Source organism: Ramlibacter alkalitolerans (assembly GCF_016722765.1).
Taxonomy (GTDB): domain Bacteria; phylum Pseudomonadota; class Gammaproteobacteria; order Burkholderiales; family Burkholderiaceae_C; genus Ramlibacter; species Ramlibacter alkalitolerans.
The window spans coordinates 173,299-195,225 of the sequence record NZ_JAEQND010000012.1 but is presented as its reverse complement, the minus strand read 5'-3'; the positions used below and the strand labels follow the sequence as shown (position 1 = coordinate 195,225).

Here is a 21,927-nt window from a genome sequence, read left to right as displayed (position 1 = left end):
TGCCTGCGGCCATGGCGATCAGTGCGTGGTGCGCGCGAAACCCACGGACTGCGCCAGGGCGACGCGCTGGTGCGGCCTGAGGCCCAGGGCCGCGCCGAGCGCGCGGCGGTCGATCTGGCCGCGCACGACGGTCGCCAGCCCCGCTCCCGCGCAGTACAGGTAGATGTTCTCGACGATGCAGCCCACATCCACCCCGGCGAACACGCCGTGCTCCTGGGGATCGATGTCGCCCGCGGCCGCCATGCGCTCCTGGTCGACCACGTACACCAGGTTCAGTGGCGCGACGGGAACGAAGTCCTGAGTGCCGGTGAGCGCGCGCAGGTCGCCCGTGCCCACCCGCAGCAGCCGGTGCTCCCGCGCGTCGTAGCGCCAGGCACCTTCGGACAGGATCGCGTAGACGATGATCTCCTGCGTGTCGCAGGTGGTCGGGGCCGTGCGGCCCCAGCTGCCCGGCCGGTTGACGCCGAAGCCGGCCCACAGCAGCGCCGACACCTGCTCGAGCGTCAGCGCATCGGGCAGGTACTCGCGCGTGCTGTGGCGCTTCTTCAGCGCCGCCTCCAGCGTGAGGTTGCCCTGCAACCGGGGCGTCGGCAGCTGCATGGTGTCCATGAGCGGGTCGAATGGAATGGTGGCCATGGACCGGATCCTCCTGAGCGTTGCCGCAACCCGAAGATGACGCAGCCCCCGCGAAATGCCCTTGCGCTGCCTCAAGAAAGGCGCGCAACATGGCGCTTGCGCCGCACCGCGGCGCCTTGGCACCACGCATGTTCAGGGATCGACTCGAAGCCGCCGGACAACTGGCCGATGCGCTGGCGCATTACCGCGGCACGCAGCCGCTGGTGCTCGCGATCCCGCGCGGCGCCGTGCCCATGGCGGCGGTCCTGGCGCAGCGCCTGGAGGGCGAGCTGGACCTGGTGCTGGTGCGCAAGCTGCATGCCCCGGGCGCGCCGGAGTTCGCCGTCGGCGCCGTGGACGAGGGTGGCTGGACCTATGTCGCGCCGCACGCGGCGGCGGTCGGCGCCACCCCGGCCTACCTCGAGGAACAGCGGGAAGACCAGCTGCAGGAGCTCGCGCGCCGCCGCCAGCGCTACACCCCCGGGCGCGCGCGCGCCGACGCCGCGGGACGGGTGGTGATCGTGGTGGACGACGGGCTCGCCACCGGCGCGACCATGGTAGCCGCCTTGCACGCGCTGCGCGAACGCGGGCCGCAGCGCCTGGTGTGCGCAGTGCCGGTCGGCTCGCCCGACGCAGTGCAGCTGGTGGCCGGGTACTGCGACGATGTCGTGTGCCTGCAAGCGCCGCCGCACTTCGGCTCGGTGGGGCAGTTCTACATGTCCTTCCCGCAGCTGGAGGATGAGGAGGTCATCGCGCTGCTGGCGAACGCTGCGGCCTAGCCAGGAGCCTGCGCCGCAGAGCGGTTTGAAACTCCCTCCCCCTCTGGGGGAGGGTTGGGGTGGGGGCGCTCGGCGGTCGTGGGCCGCCCATCCACCGCGGTCTGCGCGTTGTAGCTCGCATCGAAGCCGCCGCCGGCGCGCTTCATGATGCGGCTGTCCGGATCCGTCAAGTTCTCCTGCGCCTTGTCCTCGGGCACGCCAAACGGGGGCTTTTGGCGCCCGGCGCGCGGCGGATCGTCCGGCTCACGCCCGCGCTGCAGTTCCTGCTCGCGCTGGCGTTTTTCCCATCGTGCCCCGTGCTTCCTGGATGGCCTGCAGTCGGCGGGCGATCTCCGCTGGCACGTCGAGTTCGGGTTCGTTCTTGGTCAGGCCGATAGGGCAGGTAGCTGGCAGGCATGCAGCCGTAACGCGCCTCGGACCAGCGACGCTGACCCGCCAGCGCCGCATGCCCTCACCCCAACCCTCTCCCAGAGGGAGAGGGAGCAAAACCGGCTTCTGCCGCGCAGGCTCCCAGGTCCGCTCCACCGCCTGTCCATTCGACAGCGCAGGCGCAGGACGGGTTTGTCCGCCTCCGGAAGTCAAGGAGGAGGCGCGGGCGCGGCATCAGCCAAGGCCAGTGCTCTCAACCGCGCCGGGGGACATGGAGTGAGGCGGACAAATCCGTCCTGTGCCGGACCAGGGGCAACCAGCGCAGCGCGGCACACATCGCGCCGGCTTCACTCCTTCTCCAGCGCTGCACCCGGTTCCTAGCCTTCCAGCAGTTCGGTGAGCGACGCGTCCGTGTGCATGCGCGAGATCGCGGCGGCGAACAGGGCCGCCGTGGGCAGCACCCGCAGCTTGTCGCGCACCGGGCCGGCCGGCAGCCGGAACGGCGGCACGCTGTCGGTGATCACGATGCTGTCGACGGCGTCGTCGGCCAGCAGGTCGGAGGCGGAACCCACGAAGAGGCCGTGCGTGGCCGCGGCATGCACTTCGGCGGCGCCCTGCGCGCGGCAGGCGCGCGCGGTGCGCGCCAGCGTGGCGCCGGTGCCGATGCGGTCGTCGACCACGATCACGCAGCGGTCGGCCACGTCGCCGATGATCAGGTCGCCACCGGTTTCCATCTCGCCGCGGGCCTCGTCGGCAAAGGCGGCGCCGACCGGGCGCCGCAGCGCGGACGCCAGGCGCCGGCGGAACTGCTCGGTGCGTTTCATGTCGGCCGCGCCGGGCGCCACGACCACCGCCGGCCGGTGCCCGAGATGGGTGGCGAAGTGCCGCGCGAACATCCCGGCGGCCTCGAGGTGCTCGGTGCGGCAGCGGAAGGCGTTCTGGTAGGCGGCCAGGTTGTGCACGTCCAGGGTCACCACCCGGTCGGTGCCCACCGCCTCGAACAGCGTGGCGACGTAGCGGGTCGTCACCGGGTCGCGCACCTTCGTCTTGCGGTCCTTGCGGGCGTAGGGCAGGTAGGGCATCACGGCGGTCACGCTGCCGGCCGAGGCGTCCTTCAGGGCGCCGATGAAGAACAGCAGCCGGCACAGCTTGTCGTTCACGCCCTGCGCGCTGTCCCCGTGCAGCGACTGCAGCACGAAGACATCGCGCCCGCGGACGCTGGCCAGCGGCCGCGTCTTGTGTTCGCCGTCCTCGAAGGCGCGTTCCTCATGCGGGGAAAGCTGCGTGCCCAGCTGGGCGGCGACGGCTTCGCCCCAGGCGCGGCTGGCCTGCATGGCGAAGAGACAGGGGGCGTCATGGCTCATTGGGGCATCATCCTCCAAAGCCTGGGAATGCTGCCCGCCGGGAGCTGGCGGATTGACGCTGGTCAAGTGCGCGTGCCCCGGGCGGCCAGACTGGAGACCATGAACACGATTCGTGCCCTGGCGGCGGCACTCGCCTCGATGGTGCTGTCGCTTGCAGCCCACGCGGCCGGCGTGCTCGGCCCGGCGGCGCTGCTGGCGCGCCATGCGAGCCTGGCGCCGCAGCTCGCCAGCAACGCGTTCGGCGGGCCGCTGGTCCTGCAGTCGGATGAAACCCCGGGCCGCATCGACGGCGATGTCTACGCGGTGCTGGAACATCCCTTCGCCCGCGTGTCGACCGCACTGGCCGATCCGGCGCAATGGTGCGAGATCCTGATCCTGCACCTCAATACCAAGTACTGCCGCCGCGTGGAACTGCAGGGGGCGACGCACGTGCAACTGCGTGTCGGGCGCAAGGAGCCGCAGGCGATCGCGGCGGCCTCGCTGCTGGATTTCGCCTGGCGTGCGCCGCAGCTGCGCCCCGACTACCTGTCGGTCCGGATGGAGGCGCCCGAGGGCCCCTACGACACGGGCCAGTACCGCCTGCAGGCCGAGGCGGTGCCGCTGGACGGCGGGCGCACCTTCCTGCACCTCGGTTACGGCTTGAGCTACGGCGGCGCGAGCCGCTTCGCCATGCAGCTGTACCTGGGCATGGTCGGCCGCGACAAGGTCGGCTTCACGCGCGTCGCACGAGGTGCCGGCGAGGCCTTCGTGGACGGCCTGCGGGGCGTGGTCGAACGCAACACCATGCGCTACTACCTGGCGATCGACGCCTACCTGGACTCGCTGGCGCTGCCGCCCGGCCAGCAGCTCGAAAAGCGCCTGCAGGCATGGTTCGACGCGACCGAGCGCTACCCGCGCCAGTTGCACGAGGTGGAGCGCGAGGCCTACCTGCGCATGAAGCGCGACGAGGTGCGGCGGCAGGCCGAGACGCGCTAGCCGCGCTCGTCCTCTCCGAGCGGCTCGCGCACGGCGGCCAGCAGCTCCAGCACCCCGACATCGGCTTCGGAAGCGTCACCGGTCCGGGTGCGCAGGCGCTCGCGCAGCACTTCCGGTGGTGCCTCGCAGTCGAGGATGGCAAAGGGCACGCCCTCGGTCCGGGCCAGCGTGCGGGCCGCGTCGCGTTCGGCGCGGCGCAGGAAGGCCGCATCGAGCACCACCGGCCAGCCGGCGCGCAGCAGCGCGCCGGCCAGGGTGAAGAGCCGGGCCAGGGTCGCGCGCGTGGCCTGCGGCGTGTAGAGATCCAGGCCGTGATCGCGCGAGCGCGCCAGCGGTGCCAGGCCATGCAGGCGCTTGCGCTCCACGTCCGAGCGGATGCGGATCGCGCCGGTGGCCTGCAGCAGGCGCTGCGACTGCCAGCTCTTGCCGGACCCGGGCAGGCCGTGGGTGATCCACAGGCGCGGCGCCGCGGGCGCAGTCCAGCGCAGCGCCTCGCGCGCATAGCGCTGCGCCCCCGCGCCGTGCGGCTCGCGCAGGTGGCACGCCAGGGCGCGCACGAGGGCGCGATAGACGAGGCACAGGCGCAGGCCCGCCACGCCCTCGTACTCGCCGGTGCGTTGCAGCCAGCCATCGAGCAGCCGCCACGCGAGCGCCGGCAGGTCGTGCGCGGCGAGGTCCATCACCGTGAACGCGATGTCCTCGACCACGTCGATGCAGCGCAGCGACGCATCGAATTCCAGCGCATCGAAGGCCATCACCTCGCCCTCGAGCGTGAGCAGGTTGGCCAGGTGCAGGTCGCCATGGCCTTCGCGCACGCAACCGGCGCCGGCGCGCAGCTGCCAGAGCGCATCGACGGCCTTCGCCTCGCCCGCGATCCAGCGGGCCAGCTGCGCCTGCTGCGGCGCCGGCCAGAGGCCGGCGGCGCCTTGCAGGGCGGCCAGCGCACGCGCAGGCAGCGCGATCCCGGCCGCGGTGCAGCGCGGGGCCTCGGCGTGGAAGACCCCGAGCCGGTCCGCCAGCCGATCCACGAGCGCCGCGTCGAGCGTGCCCTGGGCCGCACGTTCGCTGAGCAGGGCACCCGCAGGGAAGCGCCGCATGCGCACGGCGTACTCCAGCGCCGGGCCGCTGCCGTCGATCTCCGGCGCGTCGCTGCTGCCCGTGATGCGGGCCACCCCGAGGTACAAGCCGGGCGCGAGGCGCTCGTTCAACCGGACTTCCTCCTGGCAGAAGCCCTGCCGGCGCTCCGGCGTGGAGTAGTCCACGAAGGGCAGCCGCAAGGGCTTCTTCACCTTGTAGGCCAGGGCGCCCGCCAGCAGGACCCAGGAGATGTGGGTCTCGATCAGTTCGGCGCCGAGGCGGCGCGCGAGCGCCTGCACGAGCCTGCGGGATGCGGTCATGCCCATCGCATCACGGCCCGCGCGGCTGCACGCGTTGTCCGTCGCCCACGGTCGGCGGCGGATAGATGACGACGCGGTCCCCCGGCTTCAGGCCGGTGCGCACCCACGCCTCGCTGCCGTTGCGGCCGCCCAGTTCCACCGGCTGCAGCCGCGCGCGTCCGCCCTCGAGGCGGAACACGCCCATGCCGCCGTCCCCGATCGGGAACAGCGCACCCACCGGTGCCAGCACCACCTGGTCGACCTGCTGCGTGAGGATGCGCAGCGTCACCCGGTAGCCGTCGCCCATCGCCTGCCACCCGGGCGGCGCGGCATCGACGTCCACCACGACCTTCACGCGCTGCTCCTCGATGCCCAGCGCCGAAACCTTGGTGAACGCGCCCGGCTCGACCCGCCGCACGCGCGCCGAGACGGGCGGTCCGCCCCAGCGTTCGACCATCGCCGGGCCGCCGGGCCGGGCCTGCACGGCGTCGGTCGTGAGCAGGTCGGCGACCACCTCCAGGCGCGCAGGATCGCCGACATCCAGCAGCGGCGCGCCCGCCGGCACCGTGGCCTCGCTCGCCTGCGGGATCTTCAGCACGACCCCGGCCACCGGCGAGCGGACGGTCAGCGGCCGACCGACCTGCAGCTTGCCCGTGACCGGCAGCAGGGCCGCGGCAGCCTGTGCCTGTTCGTGCAGCGCCGACTCCCGTTCGGCACGCGCCACATCCACGTCGCGCTGCGCCGCTGCCAGAGCCAGCCGCGCGCCGTCCAGCCGCGAGGCCGGAAGGAAACCCTCGCGGGCCAGCTTCTCCGTGCGCTGCAATTCCAGGTGCGCCTCGTCGGCCGCGACCTGCGTGCGGGCGATCCGCGCCCTGGCGCGTGCCTCGTTGGCCACGGCCGCCTGGTGGCGCGCCGTCGCCTCGCGGGTGCTGCGCTCGTCCACCATCGCCGACATCACCGGCATCAGCACGGCGAGCGGTTCACCGGCCGCCACGGCGTCGCCCTCGCGCAGGCCGATGCGCAGGACGCGCGCCGCGACCGGCGCCGACACGGTGTAGCGCTCCTTCAGGCGCGTGCGGCCGTCCTCCTCGATGGCCTGTTCGTAGCGCCCCAGCAGCACGGGGGCGACCTCGACGACGACCGGCCGGGGCGAGAAGGCCCAGGCGAGCAAAGCGGCCGTGGCCAGGACGGCGGCGGCAGGAACGAGGATCTTCTTCTGGAGCACGGTTTCACTCCCGGGTCTTGAGGGCGGCGACCAGGTCGAGGCGGTCGATGCGCCGGCGCACCACCAGCGCGCTGGCGACGCCGGCGGCGACCACGCAGATCGCCGCCCCCGCGTACGTGCGCGGCTGGATCGCCACCGGAAAGAGGAACTGGTCGGTCTGCATCAGGCCGACGATGCCGTGGGTGAGCGACCATCCGAGCAGCATGCCCAGCGGCAGCGCGATGGCGATGCCGATCGCGAGTTCGCCCAGCAGCAGCAGCGAGACCTCGGCGCGCGTGAACCCCAGCACGCGCAGGCTGGCCAGTTCCCAGCTGCGCTCGGCCAGGGCGATGCGGGCATTGTTGTACACCACGCCGACCGCGATCACCGTCGCGAACAGCGTGAGGATGGTGCTCATGATGCGCACGTTGCGGGCGCTGATCTCCTCCATGTTGCGCAGCATCGCCGACTTGCTGAACGCGCCGGCCACCTTCGGCAGCCCCTGCGTGGCTTGCAGCACCCGCGGCAGGTCCGAGGCGGCCACGCGCAGGCTGAAGAAATTGGCGAGGTCGCCGTCGCCCAGCATGCGGTTGAGGGCATCCCGCTGGACGAAGGCGTTCAGACCCATCATGTCGCTCACGGTGGCGCGCAGCACCATGGGAACGACTTCGCGCGCGCCTTCGCGCAGCTCGACGTCCACCGTGTCGCCGGCCGCGAGCTGCAGCTTGTCGGCGAGGCGGTCCGTCATCAGCAGGCCGTCGGGTGGCGCCTCGGCGGGCTGCCGGTCCACGTCGACGACGCGCTGCAGCAGGGCGCGCGGCGGATGGCCGTCCACCAGGCCCTTCTCGCTGCGGTGGCCGTGGCGGAAGCGCACCTGCAGGCGCCGCCCGGCTTCGACCTGCAGCACGCCGGGCAGGCGCGCCAGCTCGCGCGCCGCGGCCGCGTCGACCGGCTCCGTCATCCAGACGATCACATCGGCACGCATGCCGTGCTGGAACTGCGTCTCCACGATCCTGTCGATCGCGTCGCGGAAGAAGTTGCCCATGATCACGATGGCCACCGATGCGGCGATACCGCCGATCGTGAGCGCCGCGCGCAGCGGACGGCGCTCGAGATTGCGCACGATCATGCGCACGGCCGGCGCCACCGGCAGCCCGGGCACGCGCTCCAGCAATGCGCGGCGGTAGCGCCCCGGTGCCGGCGGCCGCATCGCCTCGGCGGGCGAGAGCCGCACCGTGGAAGCGATCGCCGTGAACGTGCCCAGCACCGCGGTGAGCGCCACGATCGCCAGGCCGGCCAGCGCGAGCGCGGCCGGCACGTGGTGCTCGAAGCTGGGGAAGCGGAACAGGCCGGCATACAGGCCGGTCAGCAGGCCGCCCATCCAGCGACCGAGCAGCAGGCCCAGCGCATAGCCGCCCAGGACCATGGGCGCGACCAGCTTGAGGTAGTGAAGGGCGATCGCGCCGTCGCGGTAGCCAAGGGCCTTGAGCGCAGCGACCTGTTCGCGCTGCGTCGCCACCAGGCGGGCGGTGACCACGTGCAGCAGGAAGCCGGCCACGGCCAGGAAGATCGCCGGCAGCACGGTGCCCATCACGCGCTGTCCGCGGATCTCGTTGTCCAGCATCGCGTGCGAACCCTGCTCGTCGCGGCCATGGGCCGGCGTTCCGCCCAGGCCGCGCAGGCGCCGCGTCACGGCGTCGAGCACCGCGGGTTCCGAGGCCGAGGGCGCGAGTTTCAGCGCCACGTGGTTGAAGGCGCCGCGCATGTCCATGGCTGCCGCCAGTTCGTCGTGGTCGACCCAGAAGACGCCGAACGCGCGCATGTCCGGCAGGCCCATGGCGCCGCCGAAGATGTACTCCGGCGACAGCGCGGTGCCGGTGATCCGGAGGGTGCGGCGCTTGCCGTTGACGAGTGCCGACACGGCGTCACCCGGGCGCAGGCGGTGCGCGTCGGCGAAGGAGACCGTCACCACCGCCTCGAGCTCGGCGCCGCCGCGCTGGCCGACCTCGGGCCAGCGGCCGCTTCGCAGGCGCAGCTGGTTCAGGCGCAAGGGCCGGCGCGGATCGAGTCCGATCAACTGCCCGATGACGGGATCGACGGTGCCGGGAACGCTCACGCGCGCCGCGGCCTCGACGGTCGTCTGCACCTCGATCACGCCCGGAACCTCGGCGATGCGCTGCGCCAGGGCGTCGGGCGCGCGCTTCACGACCGCGAACGCGTCGGCGAAATGGCCGGATGCATAGAAGCCGTCGCGCGCAGCGGCGAGCGAATCGACCGCGGAGAGGCTCGCGATGAAGCCGCCGATGCCGCTCGCCACGACCAGCGCGATGGTCAGCGCCTGGCTCCAGAGCAGCCGCAGGTCGCGCAGCACCTTGCGATCGAGGGCCTTCATCGCATCACCAGGCGAGTTCGGCCGGAGTCAGCCGGCGCGCGGGCCGCTCCTCGCTCGCGATGCGCCCGTCGCAGACGCGCAGCACCCGGTCCGCCATGCCGGCAATGGCGGCGTTGTGCGTGATCACCAGGGCGGTGGTGCCGAGCTCCTGGTTGATCCGCGCGATCACTTCCAGCACCAGCTTGCCGGTCGCGTAGTCCAGCGCGCCGGTCGGCTCGTCGCACAGCAGCAGCTGCGGCCGCTTGGCGATGGCGCGCGCGATCGCCACCCGCTGCTGCTCGCCGCCCGAGAGCTGCGAGGGAAAGTGCCTGCTCCGCGGCGTCAGGCCCACCAGCGCCACGGCCTCGTCGACCGGCATCGGCCGGCTCGCGATGTCCGTGACCAGGGCGACGTTCTCGGCCACCGTGAGGCTGGGGATCAGGTTGTAGAACTGGAACACGAAGCCGACATGCGCGCGCCGGTAGCCGGTCAGCGTCTCGTCGCTCGCGCCGTGCAGCGGCTGGTCCTCGAAGAACAGCTCGCCCGAGGTCGGGACGTCCAGCCCGCCGAGGATGTTCAGGAGCGTGGACTTGCCGCTGCCGGAGGCGCCCAGCAGGACCACGAATTCGCCGCGCGCCACGGCCAGGTCGACGGAGCGCAGCGCGTGGACCGCGGAGTCGCCGTGGCCGTACACCTTGGACAGCGCGTGCGCGCGCAGGACCGGGGCCATGGAGCCAATGTAGGCAGCGGGGAGGGGGATGCCTTGATCTGTCGCAAGGGCCGCGCCCGCCGCGTCCGCGCAACAGGCGGCCCTGGCAAGCCAACGCCTTCTTGACCCACGGCAAGCATCGCGCGGCAGGCAACATCGACCATCGACCCATGACGGCATCCCCGAACGGCAGGCCCGCCCCGCGTCCCGATCCGCTGGACCTGCCCCTGAAGAGCGCCCTGGTGCGCATGGCGAACGGCATCTCGCCCGCCTCGGTGGCGCTGGCGCACGTGGACTGGCTCACGCACCTGGCGGTGCTGCCGTCCAAGCAGTCGGCGCTGGCCACCAGTGCCTGGTTGAAGGGCCTGGGGTGGTGGAACTACGTCGCGCGCAGCAGCTGGCAGCCGGACACGCCGCATTGCATCGAGGCGCCGCCCGACGACCGGCGCTTCAGCCATGCGGAGTGGCAGTTGCCGCCGTTCAACGCGCTGGCGCAGGCCTTCCTGCTCACGCAGCAATGGTGGGGCGAGGCGACGACCGACGTGCGCGGCGTGTCGCAGCACCACGAAGACGTCACCGCCTTCACGGTGCGCCAGTGGCTGGACATGCTGTCGCCCTCGAACTCGCCGGTGCTCAATCCGCAGGTGCTGCGGGAAACCGCGCGCCAGGGCGGCGTGAACTTCCTGCACGGCTGCGGCAACTGGTGGCGCGATGCGCTCGCCGTCGCCGCCGGGGGCCCGCCGCGCGGCGTCGAGGCCTTCCGTCCCGGCGAGGCCGTCGCGCTCACGCCGGGCAAGGTGGTGCATCGCAACGCGCTGGTCGAACTGATCCAGTACGCACCGACCACGGCCAAGGTCCGCAAGGAGCCGGTGCTGATCGTGCCCTCGTGGATCATGAAGTACTACATCCTCGACCTCACGCCGGACGATTCGCTGGTCAAGTACCTGGTGGACCAGGGCCATACGGTGTTCATCGTGTCCTGGCGCAACCCGGATGCGGCCGACCGCGACATCGGGCTGGACGACTACCTCGATGCCGGCGTGCTCGACACCGTCGCGGCGGTGCAGCGCCTGTGCCCCGACACGGCCATCCACGCCGCCGGCTACTGCCTGGGCGGCACGCTGCTCGCCATGGGCGCCGCCGTGTTCGGCGCTCGCAAGGAGCATCCGCTGAAGACGGTCACCCTGATCGCCGGCCAGGTCGACTTCCAGGAGCCCGGCGAACTGGGCCTGTTCATGGACGAAAGCCAGGTCGCCTTCCTCGAGGACCTGATGGCCGAGTCGGGCGTGCTCGATGGCCGCCGCATGGCGGGCGCCTTCCAGTTGATCAACTCGAAGGACCTGGTGTGGTCCAAGCTGCTGCACGAATACCTCATGGGCGCGGAGACGCCCATGAACGCGCTGCGGGCCTGGAACGCCGACGCCACCCGGCTGCCCGCGCGCATGCATGGCGAGTACCTGCGGCGCCTGTACATGGACAACCAGCTGGCCGACGGCGAGTACCGCTTCCGCGGCCTGCCGATCTGCCTGCGCTCGATCCGGGTGCCGCTGTTCGTGCTGGGCACCGAGCGGGACCACGTCTCGCCCTGGCCGTCGGTGTTCAAGGTGCTGCGCCTGGCCCATGCGCCGGCGCGCTTCGTGCTGACGGCCGGCGGCCACAACGTGGGCGTCGTGAACCCCGTGAGCGGCCCCGCCGCCAACGCGAAGGCGAGCTATCGCTGGGCCGACCACCCGCTCGACGAACAGCCACCGGCCGACCCGCAGGCCTGGCTGGCCGCGGCGCAGCCGGAGCGCGGCTCCTGGTGGGCCTGCTGGAACACCTGGCTGCACCACCATGGCAGCGCCTATGTGCCGGCGCGCAAGGTGCCCGACGTGCGCTTCGACGGCAAGGTGGTGCCGGCGCCCGGCACCCATGTGTTCCAGCAGTAGGGTGGGAAGCGCTCAGCGGCGCGGCATGGCCGGCCGCTCGTGGATCGCCTGGCACGCGGTGCAGAACGGCGTGGCCGGCAGCGCGAACAGGCGGCGCTCGTCGATCGGCTCGCCGCAGTCCTGGCATTCGCCGTAGCTTCCGTCGCCCAGGCGCCGCAGGGCCGCGACGATCCGCTGCAGCTCCGCGGTGGCGCTGGCCAGCGCGGCCTCGTCGATGATGGCCTGCCGGTCCCCGGCCGCGACGTCCTTGAAGTCCAGCACGTCGGGCGGATTGTCCGTGGCGAGCACGGCCGCGCCGGCATGCTGCTGCAGCAGGGCGCTCAGTTCGGCGGCGCGCAGGCGCAGCTTCGCGGCGAGCTGCTGCGTGACGGGCGAGGCGACGAGAACGGGCATGGCGAAACTGCAGGACGGAACCTCAGGCGATTCTGGACAGCGGGCCGTCCGGCGTCTTGATCTGGAGCAAGGATGGGGCGCCAGCCCGCATCCTCGCTCCCAGAAGGTCGCCGGCTCGGGCTTTACGGGGGGCCTCCTTTTCCTCAGGCGCTCGTCTCGCCGATGCGCCGGTACAGCGTGTTGCGGCTGATGCCCAGGCGCCGGGCTGCTTCCGAGACGTTGCCGCCGGCGTCGTCCAGGGCGCGCCGGATCGCGTCGCGCGAGATGCTGCGCAGGTCTTCGGGCTGCGCGCCGGCGCTGTCCGTCGGCTCCTGCGGGCGCAGCTGCTCCGCGAGGTCGTCGCACAGGTGGTGCCAGCCGATCACGCTCTCCTGCGCATCGAGCAGGGCGCAGGCGGTGCGCAGCGTGCTGGCCAGCTGGCGCAGGTTGCCGGGCCAGGCGTAGGCGCGCAGCGCCGCCAGCAGCGTATCCTCGACCTGCACCTCGCGCCCCGGCAGCAGCTGCGCGAGCTGCGTGGCCAGCAGTGCCTCCAGGTCGCTGCGCGCCCGCAGGGCCGGCACCTTGAGCGTGAAGCCGTTGAGGCGGTAGAACAGGTCCTCCCGGAAGCGCCCGGCCTCGATCTGCGCGCGCAGGTCGCGGTGGGTGGCGCAGATCAGCCAGAAGTCCACCCCGACCGCCTTGCCGCCGCCCAGGGGCGTGACCTGCCGGTCCTGCAGCACGCGCAGCAGGCGGGTCTGCAGGGCCAGCGGCATGTCGCCGATCTCGTCGAGGAACAGCGTGCCGCCATGCGCCTCGCGGATGCGGCCGGTCGCCCCTTCGCGCGCGGCGCCGGTGAAGGCGCCACGTTCGTAGCCGAACAGCTCCGCCTCGATCAGCGCCTCGGGCAGGGCGGCGCAATTGACGGCGACGAAGGCATGGCCACGGCGCGGGCTGGAGGCGTGCATGGCGCGGGCCAGCACCTCCTTGCCGGCGCCCGATTCACCCTGCACCAGCAGCGGGATGGCGCTGGGGGCGAGCTTGCGCGCGCGCTGCAGCGTCGCGCGCAGCGCGAGGTCGCCGGTGTCGAGCGCAGCCAGCGCATCGACGGCGGCGGCTTCCTCCACCGTCGACACCGGCGCGGCGCCGCGCGACGCGGCGATGGGCCGTCCCGCCTCCATCCGCACCCACAGCGCGGCCCCGCCGTGCACGTGCACGATCCGCGGCACCGAGGGCGAGCGCCGGACCCAGTCCATGAGCAGGGGCACCGGCTCGGCCAGCACGTCCTCCACGCGGCAACGCGCGAGCCGCGGCCAGTCGAGCCCCAGCATGGCCAGCGCAGCGCGGTTGGCACCCGCCAGGGCGCCGTCCTCGCGCACCGCCAGCAGGCCTTCGGCAAGGGTGCCGATGCCTTCCGGCTGCGCATGCAGGCGCAGCACCAGCCCGGGCCAGTGGCGCGCGTCGTGGCGCGTCTCGAACAGGCGATGCTCGATCATGCGGGCGGCGGAGCGCACCAGGCCGATGGTGTGCGGGTGGTAGCCGCGGTGGTCGCCGGAGACATCGAGCACGCCCAGCAACTGTCCGCCCGGGGCGAGGATGGGCGCCGCCGCGCAGGTGAGGAAGGCGTTGCGCTCCAGGTAGTGTTCCTCGGAGTGCACGACGATCGCCTGGCCTTCGGCCAGCGCGGTGCCGATCGCATTGGTGCCGCGCACCTGTTCCGACCAGGTCGCGCCCGGGCGCAGCGCGACGCGTTCGGCGCGGCTCACGAACTGCAGGTCGCCCAGGGCCTGCAGCACGACACCGTCGGTGCCGGCCAGGATCACCATGCTCTCCGTGCCGTCGGTCTGTTCGGCCAGGAACTCCATGACGGGCCGGGCGTGCGCCACCAGTTCGCGCTGCAGTTCCAGCGCGCGGGCGAGTTGAGGCCCGGAGGCGTGCGGGGCGCCCGGCATGCGCCCGGCCGGTTGCAGGCCGGCCCGCAGGCTGCGTTGCCACGAGCGCGCCAGCTCCGGGCCGACCACGCTGGCGGACAGTTCGCGGCCTTCGAGCAAGGCGCGCTTGGCCAGGCGCAGTCCGCCGGGTGCCGGCCGCTGGGCGATGACCTGTCCGCTGGCGTTGGGTCGCATGCTGGGTCTCCTGTCGCGCATTGTGCGGCGGCGGCGCGTGCGGTTTCGCGCCAAATCGCAAGCGCCTGTTCCGTTCTGACACACCCCGCTGGCGCAACTGCGCCGGCCTGGCACGACACGCACCGTATGGCGGCTGCCTTTCTGCACGCTTGCAGCCATCCGGCGCCGAAACCGTGCGGTGGCACGCGCCGTGCAATCGAAGGGACGGAGGCGCCCGCTGCGCTTCCTTCCATCCACCATCCGGAGACAAGACGTGATCTTTGCCAAGCCTGGTGCCGCCGGCGCCCCCGTCGCTTTCAAGACCCGCTACGACAACTTCATCGGCGGCAGGTTCGTGGCCCCCGTGCGCGGCCAGTACTTCGACGTGCTGACGCCCATCAACGGCCAGCCGTACACGCAGGCTGCGCGTTCGACCGCCGAGGACGTCGAGCGCGCCCTCGATGCCGCCCATGCCGCCGCGCCGGCCTGGGGCCGCACGCCGGCCGCCGTGCGCGCCAGCGTGCTGCTGAAGATCGCCGACCGCATCGACGCCAACCTGGAGAAGCTCGCATACGCCGAGACGGTGGACAACGGCAAGGCGATCCGCGAGACGCTCGCCGCCGACATCCCGCTGGCGGCCGACCATTTCCGCTACTTCGCCGGCTGCCTGCGCTCGCAGGAAGGCGCGCTGAGCGAGATCGATCCGGACACGATCGCCTACCACTTCCAGGAGCCGCTGGGCGTGGTCGGCCAGATCATTCCCTGGAACTTCCCGATCCTGATGGCCGCGTGGAAGCTCGCGCCCGCCATCGCCGCCGGCAACTGCGTGGTGCTCAAGCCCGCCGAATCCACCCCGGTGTCGATCCTGGTGCTGATGGAGCTGATCGCCGACCTGCTGCCGGCCGGCGTGGTCAACGTCGTCAACGGCTTCGGCAAGGAAGCGGGCACGCCGCTGGCCACCAGCAAGCGCATCGCGAAGCTCGCCTTCACCGGCTCCACCGCCACCGGCCGCGCGATCGCCCAGGCTGCGGCCACCAACCTGATCCCGGCCACGCTGGAACTGGGCGGCAAGTCGCCCAACGTCTTCTTCGACGATGTCGCCGCCGCCGACGACGAATTCCTGGACAAGGCGATCGAGGGCCTGGTGCTGTTCGCCTTCAACCAAGGCGAGGTCTGCACCTGCCCGTCGCGCGCGCTGATCCAGGCTTCCATGTACGACCGCTTCATGGAACGCGCGATCCAGCGCGTCAAGGCGATCAAGCAGGGCAGCCCGCTCGACACCGAGACGATGATGGGCGCGCAGGCTTCGCTGCAGCAGATGGACAAGATCCAGTCCTACCTGAAGCTGGGCCGCGAAGAGGGCGCGCAGGTGCTGGTCGGCGGCGACCGCGCCAAGCTGCCGGGCGAGCTGGTCGAGGGCTACTACATCCAGCCGACCATGTTCAAGGGCCACAACAAGATGCGAATCTTCCAGGAGGAGATCTTCGGCCCGGTGCTGGCCGTGACCACCTTCAAGGACGAGGCGGAAGCGCTGCAGATCGCCAACGACACGCACTACGGCCTGGGCGCCGGCGTCTGGACGCGCGACGGCAGCCGCGCCTACCGCATGGGCCGCGCCATCCAGGCCGGCCGCGTGTGGACCAATTGCTACCACGCCTACCCGGCGCACGCGGCGTTCGGCGGCTACAAGGAGTCGGGCATCGGGCGCGAAACCCACAAGGTCATGCTCGATCACTACCAGCAGACCAAGAACCTGCTGGTGAGCTACAGCCCGAAGGCGCTGGGCTTCTTCTAGGAGCCTGACAGCGGCGGCGTGCTGCGCGGGGCCTTGCGCATGCGCGCCGCCTGCTCGAAGGCGTGGGCATAGGACAGCAGCCGCGCCTCGCTGAAGTCGGGCCCCAGCAGTTCCGCGCCGACCGGCACGCCCAGCGGCGCGCTCGCCGTCGGCTGCGAGAAGCCGCCCGGGAAAGTGACCGCGGGAAAGCCGGTGCCGTGCGAGAGCACGCCATTGCGCTCGGCCTGCTCCGTGCAGCCGGTGGGCACCACCAGGATGCGCTGCAGGGGATAGAGGAGGGCGTCCAGGCGCAGCTGCGCCATGCGCGAGGCCAGCAGCACGCGCAGCCGGTCGCGGTTGGCCAGGCGCTGCAGGTATTCCGGGTCGGCCAGGCCGTCCTCGATCGCGAGTTCGGCTTCCATCGCCCGCTGGATCTCCGGCACGGCCGTCTGCGTCGCCACGAGCTGGCGGAAACTGGTGACCGGTTGATCCGGTCCGAGCCCGGCGAAGTAGGCATCGAAGGCCGCGCGCGCCTCCCAGCGATCGGTGCTGACGCGGCTGGCGAGCTCCTCGAGCCCGTCGATGCGCAGGCGCACGAGCGTCGCGCCCTGGCCCTCCATGACACGCACGACCTGCTCCATGACGGCGTTGACCGGCGCGTGCCGCTCCTCGTTGCCGCACAGGTTCTCCAGCAGGCCGATGCGCGCGCCGTGCAGCGCGTCGGCCCGCAAGGCCGAGGCGTAGTTGCCGGGGGCGCGGCCGACCCCCAGCGCGGTCACGGGATCGCGGGGATCGAAGCCCGCCATCACGTCGAGCAGGCGCGCGGCATCTTCCGCCGTGCGGGCGATGGGGCCGGCTTCATCCTGCGTCAGGCTGTTGGGCATCACGCCGGCGCGGCTCACCAGCCCGCGCGTGGGCCGCACGCCCACCAGGCAGCAGGCCGAGGCCGGCGAGCGGATCGACTGCCCGGTGTCGCTGCCGGTGCCCACCAGCGCGAAGCCGGCCGCGATCGCGGCGCCGGTTCCGCCGCTGGAGCCGCCGGGCGTGCGCGTGAGGTCGTACGGGTTGAGCGTCTGCCCGCCCAGGCTGCTGATCGAGATGCCGCCGCGCGCGAACTCCTGCAGGTTGGACTTGGCCAGGATCAGGGCGCCCGCCTGGCGCAGGCGCTCCACGGTGAAGGCGTCCGTGCGCGGCCGCGACTCGCGCATGGCCACGCTGCCGCCGGTGGTGGGCAGGTCGCAGGTGTCGAAGTTGTCCTTCAGGATCACCGGGATGCCGTGCAGCGGCCCGGCGCGCCGCGGGTCGGCGCGCCAGGCCGCGTCGAGCCGTGCCGCTTCTTCCAGCGCGCGCGGGTTCACGGCCAGCAGGGCGCGCAGGGCAGGGCCATGGCGGTCGTAGGCCTCGATGCGCGCGAGGCAGGCCCGCACCAGTTCGACCGTGCTCAGCGCACCGCTGCGGTACGCGGCGTGCACGCCGGCGATGGTGGCTTCCTCGAGCGTGAAGGGGCAGGTCAGGGGCGCAGGCATGCGCCGATTATGGACAGCAGCCCTCATCAGAAGAAAGAACGCACGCTATCCGGGACTGTCGCTCACCTCATTTCCCGCCGACACTGAGGCCGCGCTGCGACGCGCCTTCGCCCCACGAAACTGTCGTCCGTGGCTAGACTCAGCCGCCCTGAAGACGCGAAGGACGCCCGCATGCTGCCACGTTCCGTTCTCCTCATCCTGGCCGGTCTCGCACTGCTCGCCGCGTGCAGCGAGCGCATCCCGGAGCAACCCGCGGCGACGCCGGCATCGGCACCGGCGTCCGCGCCGGCCGCCCGCAGCGGCCCCGCCGACGACTACGACGTCTCGAAGATGGACCTGAAGCCCACGCCTTCCGTGGTCTCGGCCGACCGGCACACCGGCACCTTCGCGTTCGGCAACGCGATCAGTCCCGGGCCCGCGCTCCAGCCGCTGGATCCCTCACCGGTGAAGGAAGTGCGGCTGGACACGACGCACAAGATCATCGAGATCGCACCGGGCGTGAAGTTCAGCGCCTGGACCTTCGGCGACACGGTGCCGGGGCCGGTGATCCGTGCCCGGGTGGGCGACCGCATCAAGTTCAGCATGACCAACCGGTCCGACGAGGTGATGCCGGGCGTGAGCCTGCAGGCCGCACCGATGATGCACTCGATGGACTTCCACTCGGCGATGGTCTCGCCCGGGGACAAGTACAAGTCGATCGCGCCGGGGCAGACGATCTCCTTCGAGTTCACGCTCAACTACGCGGGCGTGTACATGTACCACTGCGGCACGCCGATGGTGCTGGAACACATCGCCTCGGGCATGTACGGCATGATGATCGTGGAGCCGCGCGGCGGCTACCCGACAAAGGCCGACCGCGAGTACGCGGTGGTGCAGAGCGAGTTCTACACCCGGCTCGACCCCGACAAGCGCAAGGTGGACGGCGCGCCGCTGTACGTGCTGGACGGCGCGCGCGTGCGCACCAAGGCGCCGACCTACACCGTGTTCAACGGCCGCTACAACGGCATGGTCGACAAGCCCCTGGTATCCAACCCGGGCGAGCGCGTGCGCCTGTTCGTGCTGAACGTGGGCCCCTCCAACACCTCCAGCTTCCACGTCGTCGGCACGATCTTCGACCGCGTCTGGCTCGAGGGCAACCCGGACAACCAGCTGCGCGGCGCGCAGACCGTGCTGCTCGGCTCGTCCAACAGCGCGATCGTGGAATTCATGATCCCCGAGGCCGGCAACTACGTGATGGTGGACCACCATTTCGCCAATGCGTCGCAGGGCGCCATCGGCTTCATCGCCGCCGGCAACGTGCAGGGCGACCCGGAACACCACAACATCCCGGCGACGCAGATGGTGCCGACCGATCCCACCGCGCAGCGCGCCCAGCTAGCGTTCCAGTCCAAGTGCCTGGCCTGCCACTCGCTGGGCGGCGGCGACAAGCTCGGCCCCGACCTGCTGGGGACCACCAAGCGGCACGACACCGCGTGGCTCACGCGCTGGCTGAAGTCGCCCGAGCAGATGCTGCAGACCGACCCCACCGCCAAGGCGATGCTGGAGCGCTGGAAGATCCCGATGCCCAACCAGGGCCTGAGCGACGAGGAGATCAAGGGCTACATCGAATACTTCAAGTGGGCCGACGCCAACATCCAGCCGACGGCGACGGCGACGGCGGCGGCGGCCGTGCCCGGCGCAAGTGCGCCGGCTGCTGGGGCGAGCGCGCCGGCCGCGGGCGGCACCGGCGCGAGCTCGCCCGCCACGGGCACGACGCCGGGTGCGGCGGCGCCGGGCACCACGCCAGGTGCGGCGGCTTCGCCAGCCTCGGGCATGCCGAGCCCGACCGCGCCGGCGACGCAGCGCGGCGCTTCGGCGCCTGCCGGCGCGGGCTCGGGAGCGCGGCGATGAAGGCGGCGGCCCGTGCGGCGCTCGGCGGCGCGCTCGCGCTGCTGCTGGGCGCACCGGCGCAGGCGTGCGGGGTCTGCATCGAAGACAAGGTGGCCGCGACCTACGACTACCGCTCGGTGCAGGATGCGCTGGCGCGCGGCCGCCTGGTGGTCTATTGCGACGTCGTGGGCTTGCGCGACGTGCAGCGTGCGCGCGTGGCGGCGGCGCGCGTGCGCGGCGTCGAAGCGCGCAGCGTGCGCGTGTCCGCGGAGCCGGCCGCCGTGTCCTTCGTGCTCGATCCGAAACAGCAGTCGGCGCAGGCCGCCGTCCTGGCCGTGCAGGCGGCACTGCCGGCCGGCACGCGACTCGCCATCCTGCGGGTGGAAGGCGGCTCCCCCGTAGTGCCTACGCGGCCGCCACCCCGTTGACGAACGCGTCCGCCAGCTTGCGCCGCAGCAGCTTGCCGGTGGCCGTGCGGGGCAGGGCGGGCACGTCGTGGAAGGACCGCGGCCGCTCGTGCGGCCGCAGGCTCGCCGCGCGGGCCCGCAGGCCTTCTTCGGCGCGCGCCGCTTCGCCCGGCCTGGCGGCGAAGAACAGCACGACCGAATCGACGCCGTCCTCGTCCGGCACGCAGACCGTCGCCGCCTCGAGCACGCCCGGCACGCCGGCGGCGAGCTTCTCCTCCAGCTCCACCAGGTTGACCCAGCGGCCGCGGATCTTCACCAGCGAATCCTCGCGACCGGCGAAGCGCCAGCCGCCGCCGCGCGTGGGCACGAACAGGTCGGCCGGGCAGAAGGCGTCGCCCCGGAAGGACTGCGCCTGCGCGGCGGGTCGATCGAGGTAGCCGCGCGCCAGCGTCGAGACGTGGAAGCTCAGTCGGGTCGGCATTCCCGCCGCCGCGGCCTCGGGGTCCAGGGGATGCACCTCGACGCCCGGTGAGGGCTGCAGGCCGTCGTCGTCGCCGCGCGCCGTCAGCACCAGCACCAGCGTTTCGGAGGCGCCGTAGCCGTCGATCATCTCCAGCCCGGTCGCCTTGCGCCAGGCGTCGCGCAGGCTCGCCGGCAGCATCTCGCCGGCCGAGACGCACAGGCGCACGCCCGCGGCGACGATCGCGGGGGCCAGGCCGGCGTGCAGCAGGTTGCGGTACAGCGAGGGCACGCTGAAGAACACGGTGGGTCGCTGGCGTTCCACGATCGCGGCGGCCGATGCCGCGGTGGGCCACTGCGGATCGAGGATGACGGTGGCGCCGATCTTCAGCCCCGCGAACAGGCTGTTGGTCTGCGGATAGGAGAAGAACAGGCGCGAGGTGGCGAACAGGCGGTCCTGCGCGGTGATGCCCAGGCGCTCGCACGAGACGCGCTCGATCTCGCGCGCGAAGCGGTGCCGGTGCACCACCGCCTTGGGCTTGCCCGAGGTGCCGGAGGAATGGCACCAGAACGCCGGCGTGTCGTCGTCGACCCGGTGCGCCCGCACCGGCTCGGCGGCGGTCACTTCATGCCGGCCCGGCTCGAGCTGGATCACACGGCCGCCCCACGGCGCGGGCGTGTCGTCGGCATGCTCCGCCAGGATGATGGCGAAGCCCGCCTCGTCGAGGATGTAGTTCCATTCGGCGGCCGGGACGTGCGGGTTCACGGCCACCGCGACGCCGCCGGCCCAGATGGTGCCGAGGAAGGCCACCACCCAGTCGATGCCATCCGGCAGCTTGACGGCGACGCGGTCGCCCGGCCGCAGCCCGCGCGCCTTCCAGGCGCCGGCCGCGCGCGCGACCCGGTCGCGCAACTGCGCATACGTGAGCTGCTGGTCCCCGCACACCAGCGCTACCTGGTCGGCCTCGCCCTGCGCCAGCAGCAGTTCCGCGCCATTGAGCGGCGCCGGGCCGACGGCTGGCGCCACTTCCTGCGCGGGAGGCGCCTCGGCCGCCGGCTGGCGGGCGCGCCACTCCTGATAGGCCGTGGTGAGGATGTCGGCGTGCTCGATCTCCTCGGCGCCGAGCTCCAGGTACAGCTGCTGCTCGGAGGAGCCGGCCGGCGCGACCGCCGCGCGCATGCGGAAGAAGGCCGCCGCGCGTTCCTCCAGCGCGATGGCGATGCGGAACAGGTTGTCGGGATCCTGCGGCCGGTGCTCCACGTGCGCGAACAGGGCGGCCAGCTCGATGCGGAATCCCGGCGAGGGCACCGGAACGTCGACGCGGTAGCGATCGCTCAGCGTCTCCATGTGTTCGCCCTCCATCAGCGCGAACTGCGAGAACAGCAGGCGCAGCGTGTCGTCCGTCGTCTCGGCGGCGGCGCGCTGGTAGAAGGCGCGTCCGCCGAGCTCGATCTCGAAGGCGAGCCGCACCGCGTGCTGCGCCGCCTGGTCGGGGCCGAGGCGGCGCGGCTCGTGCAGCAGCGCCATCTGGCCGCCGCAATGCGGACAGCGGCCGTAGGGGAAGGCAAAGCCGATGCTGATGACGCCGCAGTCCGGGCAGTGCCACTGCGTCGGTGCGTTGGCACACAGGAAGGGCGTCGTCTCGGTCTCTGGCGCAATGCGGACCATGGCAGTCTCCACGCGCAGCGGGACGGGCCGCAGCAGGGCGCGGCAAGGCCCGCGGTGCG

At 72.2% G+C, this 21,927-nt stretch carries 16 protein-coding genes and 1 pseudogene; 6 read left to right on the top strand and 11 right to left on the bottom strand.

What is annotated here, in order from left to right; translation table 11 throughout:
• Nucleotides 1-18: 18 nt before the first annotated feature.
• Nucleotides 19-636 (bottom strand): nitroreductase family protein, encoded by a 618-nt coding sequence (locus tag JI746_RS21130; RefSeq protein WP_201692260.1) that lies wholly within the window; start codon nt 634-636, stop codon nt 19-21.
• A 128-nt stretch (nt 637-764) separates the two neighbouring features.
• On the opposite strand from JI746_RS21130, the gene JI746_RS21125 reads away from it, so the two are divergent.
• A complete protein-coding gene (locus JI746_RS21125) occupies nt 765-1,394 on the top strand; it encodes a phosphoribosyltransferase (protein ID WP_201692259.1) in 630 nt (209 codons plus the stop codon).
• A gap of 89 nt (nt 1,395-1,483) precedes the next feature.
• Here the strand turns inward: JI746_RS21125 and JI746_RS21120 are convergent.
• Nucleotides 1,484-1,751: pseudogene (locus tag JI746_RS21120) on the bottom strand (IS5/IS1182 family transposase); the annotation flags it as partial.
• 389 nt (nt 1,752-2,140) lie between these two features.
• Entirely contained in the window at nt 2,141-3,127 is a 987-nt protein-coding gene (locus tag JI746_RS21115) for a ribose-phosphate diphosphokinase (protein ID WP_201692258.1), read from the bottom strand.
• 99 nt (nt 3,128-3,226) lie between these two features.
• Here JI746_RS21115 and JI746_RS21110 point away from each other — a divergent pair, with 99 nt between their 5' ends.
• Complete coding sequence (locus JI746_RS21110; protein ID WP_236600014.1) at nt 3,227-4,102, top strand: hypothetical protein; 876 nt, start codon at nt 3,227-3,229, stop codon at nt 4,100-4,102.
• On the opposite strand, the gene JI746_RS21105 is transcribed toward JI746_RS21110, so the two are convergent.
• Genes JI746_RS21105 through JI746_RS21090 form a run of 4 tightly spaced genes read right to left on the bottom strand, consistent with a single transcriptional unit; the run spans nt 4,099 to nt 9,783 of the window.
• Nucleotides 4,099-5,499, bottom strand: coding sequence for a bifunctional aminoglycoside phosphotransferase/ATP-binding protein (locus JI746_RS21105; protein ID WP_236600013.1), 1,401 nt, complete (start codon nt 5,497-5,499; stop codon nt 4,099-4,101). The genes JI746_RS21110 and JI746_RS21105 overlap by 4 nt on opposite strands.
• Before the next feature lie 10 nt (nt 5,500-5,509).
• The gene (locus tag JI746_RS21100; RefSeq protein ID WP_201692256.1) at nt 5,510-6,703 is read right to left on the bottom strand and encodes an efflux RND transporter periplasmic adaptor subunit; all 1,194 of its coding nucleotides are present in this window, start codon (nt 6,701-6,703) and stop codon (nt 5,510-5,512) included.
• 4 nt (nt 6,704-6,707) lie between these two features.
• The gene (locus JI746_RS21095) at nt 6,708-9,074 is read right to left on the bottom strand and encodes an ABC transporter permease (RefSeq protein WP_201692255.1); all 2,367 of its coding nucleotides are present in this window, start codon (nt 9,072-9,074) and stop codon (nt 6,708-6,710) included.
• 4 nt (nt 9,075-9,078) lie between these two features.
• Nucleotides 9,079-9,783, bottom strand: coding sequence for an ABC transporter ATP-binding protein (locus tag JI746_RS21090; RefSeq protein ID WP_201692254.1), 705 nt, complete (start codon nt 9,781-9,783; stop codon nt 9,079-9,081).
• A 149-nt stretch (nt 9,784-9,932) separates the two neighbouring features.
• On the opposite strand from JI746_RS21090, the gene JI746_RS21085 reads away from it, so the two are divergent.
• The gene (locus JI746_RS21085; RefSeq protein WP_201692253.1) at nt 9,933-11,690 is read left to right on the top strand and encodes a PHA/PHB synthase family protein; all 1,758 of its coding nucleotides are present in this window, start codon (nt 9,933-9,935) and stop codon (nt 11,688-11,690) included.
• A 12-nt stretch (nt 11,691-11,702) separates the two neighbouring features.
• Here JI746_RS21085 and JI746_RS21080 read toward each other — a convergent pair whose 3' ends face one another.
• Nucleotides 11,703-12,083 (bottom strand): TraR/DksA family transcriptional regulator, encoded by a 381-nt coding sequence (locus JI746_RS21080; RefSeq protein ID WP_201692252.1) that lies wholly within the window; start codon nt 12,081-12,083, stop codon nt 11,703-11,705.
• A gap of 143 nt (nt 12,084-12,226) precedes the next feature.
• Nucleotides 12,227-14,185: a sigma-54-dependent Fis family transcriptional regulator gene (locus JI746_RS21075; RefSeq protein ID WP_201692251.1), complete on the bottom strand. Its 1,959-nt coding sequence runs from the start codon at nt 14,183-14,185 to the stop codon at nt 12,227-12,229.
• A gap of 253 nt (nt 14,186-14,438) precedes the next feature.
• Here JI746_RS21075 and exaC point away from each other — a divergent pair, with 253 nt between their 5' ends.
• Nucleotides 14,439-15,959, top strand: coding sequence for an acetaldehyde dehydrogenase ExaC (gene exaC / locus JI746_RS21070; protein WP_201692250.1), 1,521 nt, complete (start codon nt 14,439-14,441; stop codon nt 15,957-15,959).
• Here the strand turns inward: exaC and JI746_RS21065 are convergent.
• Nucleotides 15,956-17,464, bottom strand: coding sequence for an amidase family protein (locus JI746_RS21065; RefSeq protein WP_236600012.1), 1,509 nt, complete (start codon nt 17,462-17,464; stop codon nt 15,956-15,958). The two genes, exaC and JI746_RS21065, sit on opposite strands and share 4 nt — an antisense overlap.
• Nucleotides 17,465-17,635: 171 nt before the next feature.
• Here JI746_RS21065 and JI746_RS21060 point away from each other — a divergent pair, with 171 nt between their 5' ends.
• Together JI746_RS21060 and JI746_RS21055 are read left to right on the top strand one after the other, a co-directional pair.
• Nucleotides 17,636-19,354, top strand: coding sequence for a multicopper oxidase domain-containing protein (locus tag JI746_RS21060; protein WP_201692248.1), 1,719 nt, complete (start codon nt 17,636-17,638; stop codon nt 19,352-19,354).
• Entirely contained in the window at nt 19,351-19,761 is a 411-nt protein-coding gene (locus JI746_RS21055) for a hypothetical protein (RefSeq protein WP_201692247.1), read from the top strand. The genes JI746_RS21060 and JI746_RS21055 overlap by 4 nt, the downstream gene beginning before the upstream one ends.
• Here JI746_RS21055 and JI746_RS21050 read toward each other — a convergent pair.
• Nucleotides 19,739-21,868 (bottom strand): class I adenylate-forming enzyme family protein, encoded by a 2,130-nt coding sequence (locus tag JI746_RS21050; RefSeq protein ID WP_201692246.1) that lies wholly within the window; start codon nt 21,866-21,868, stop codon nt 19,739-19,741. The two genes, JI746_RS21055 and JI746_RS21050, sit on opposite strands and share 23 nt — an antisense overlap.
• Nucleotides 21,869-21,927: the final 59 nt, after the last annotated feature.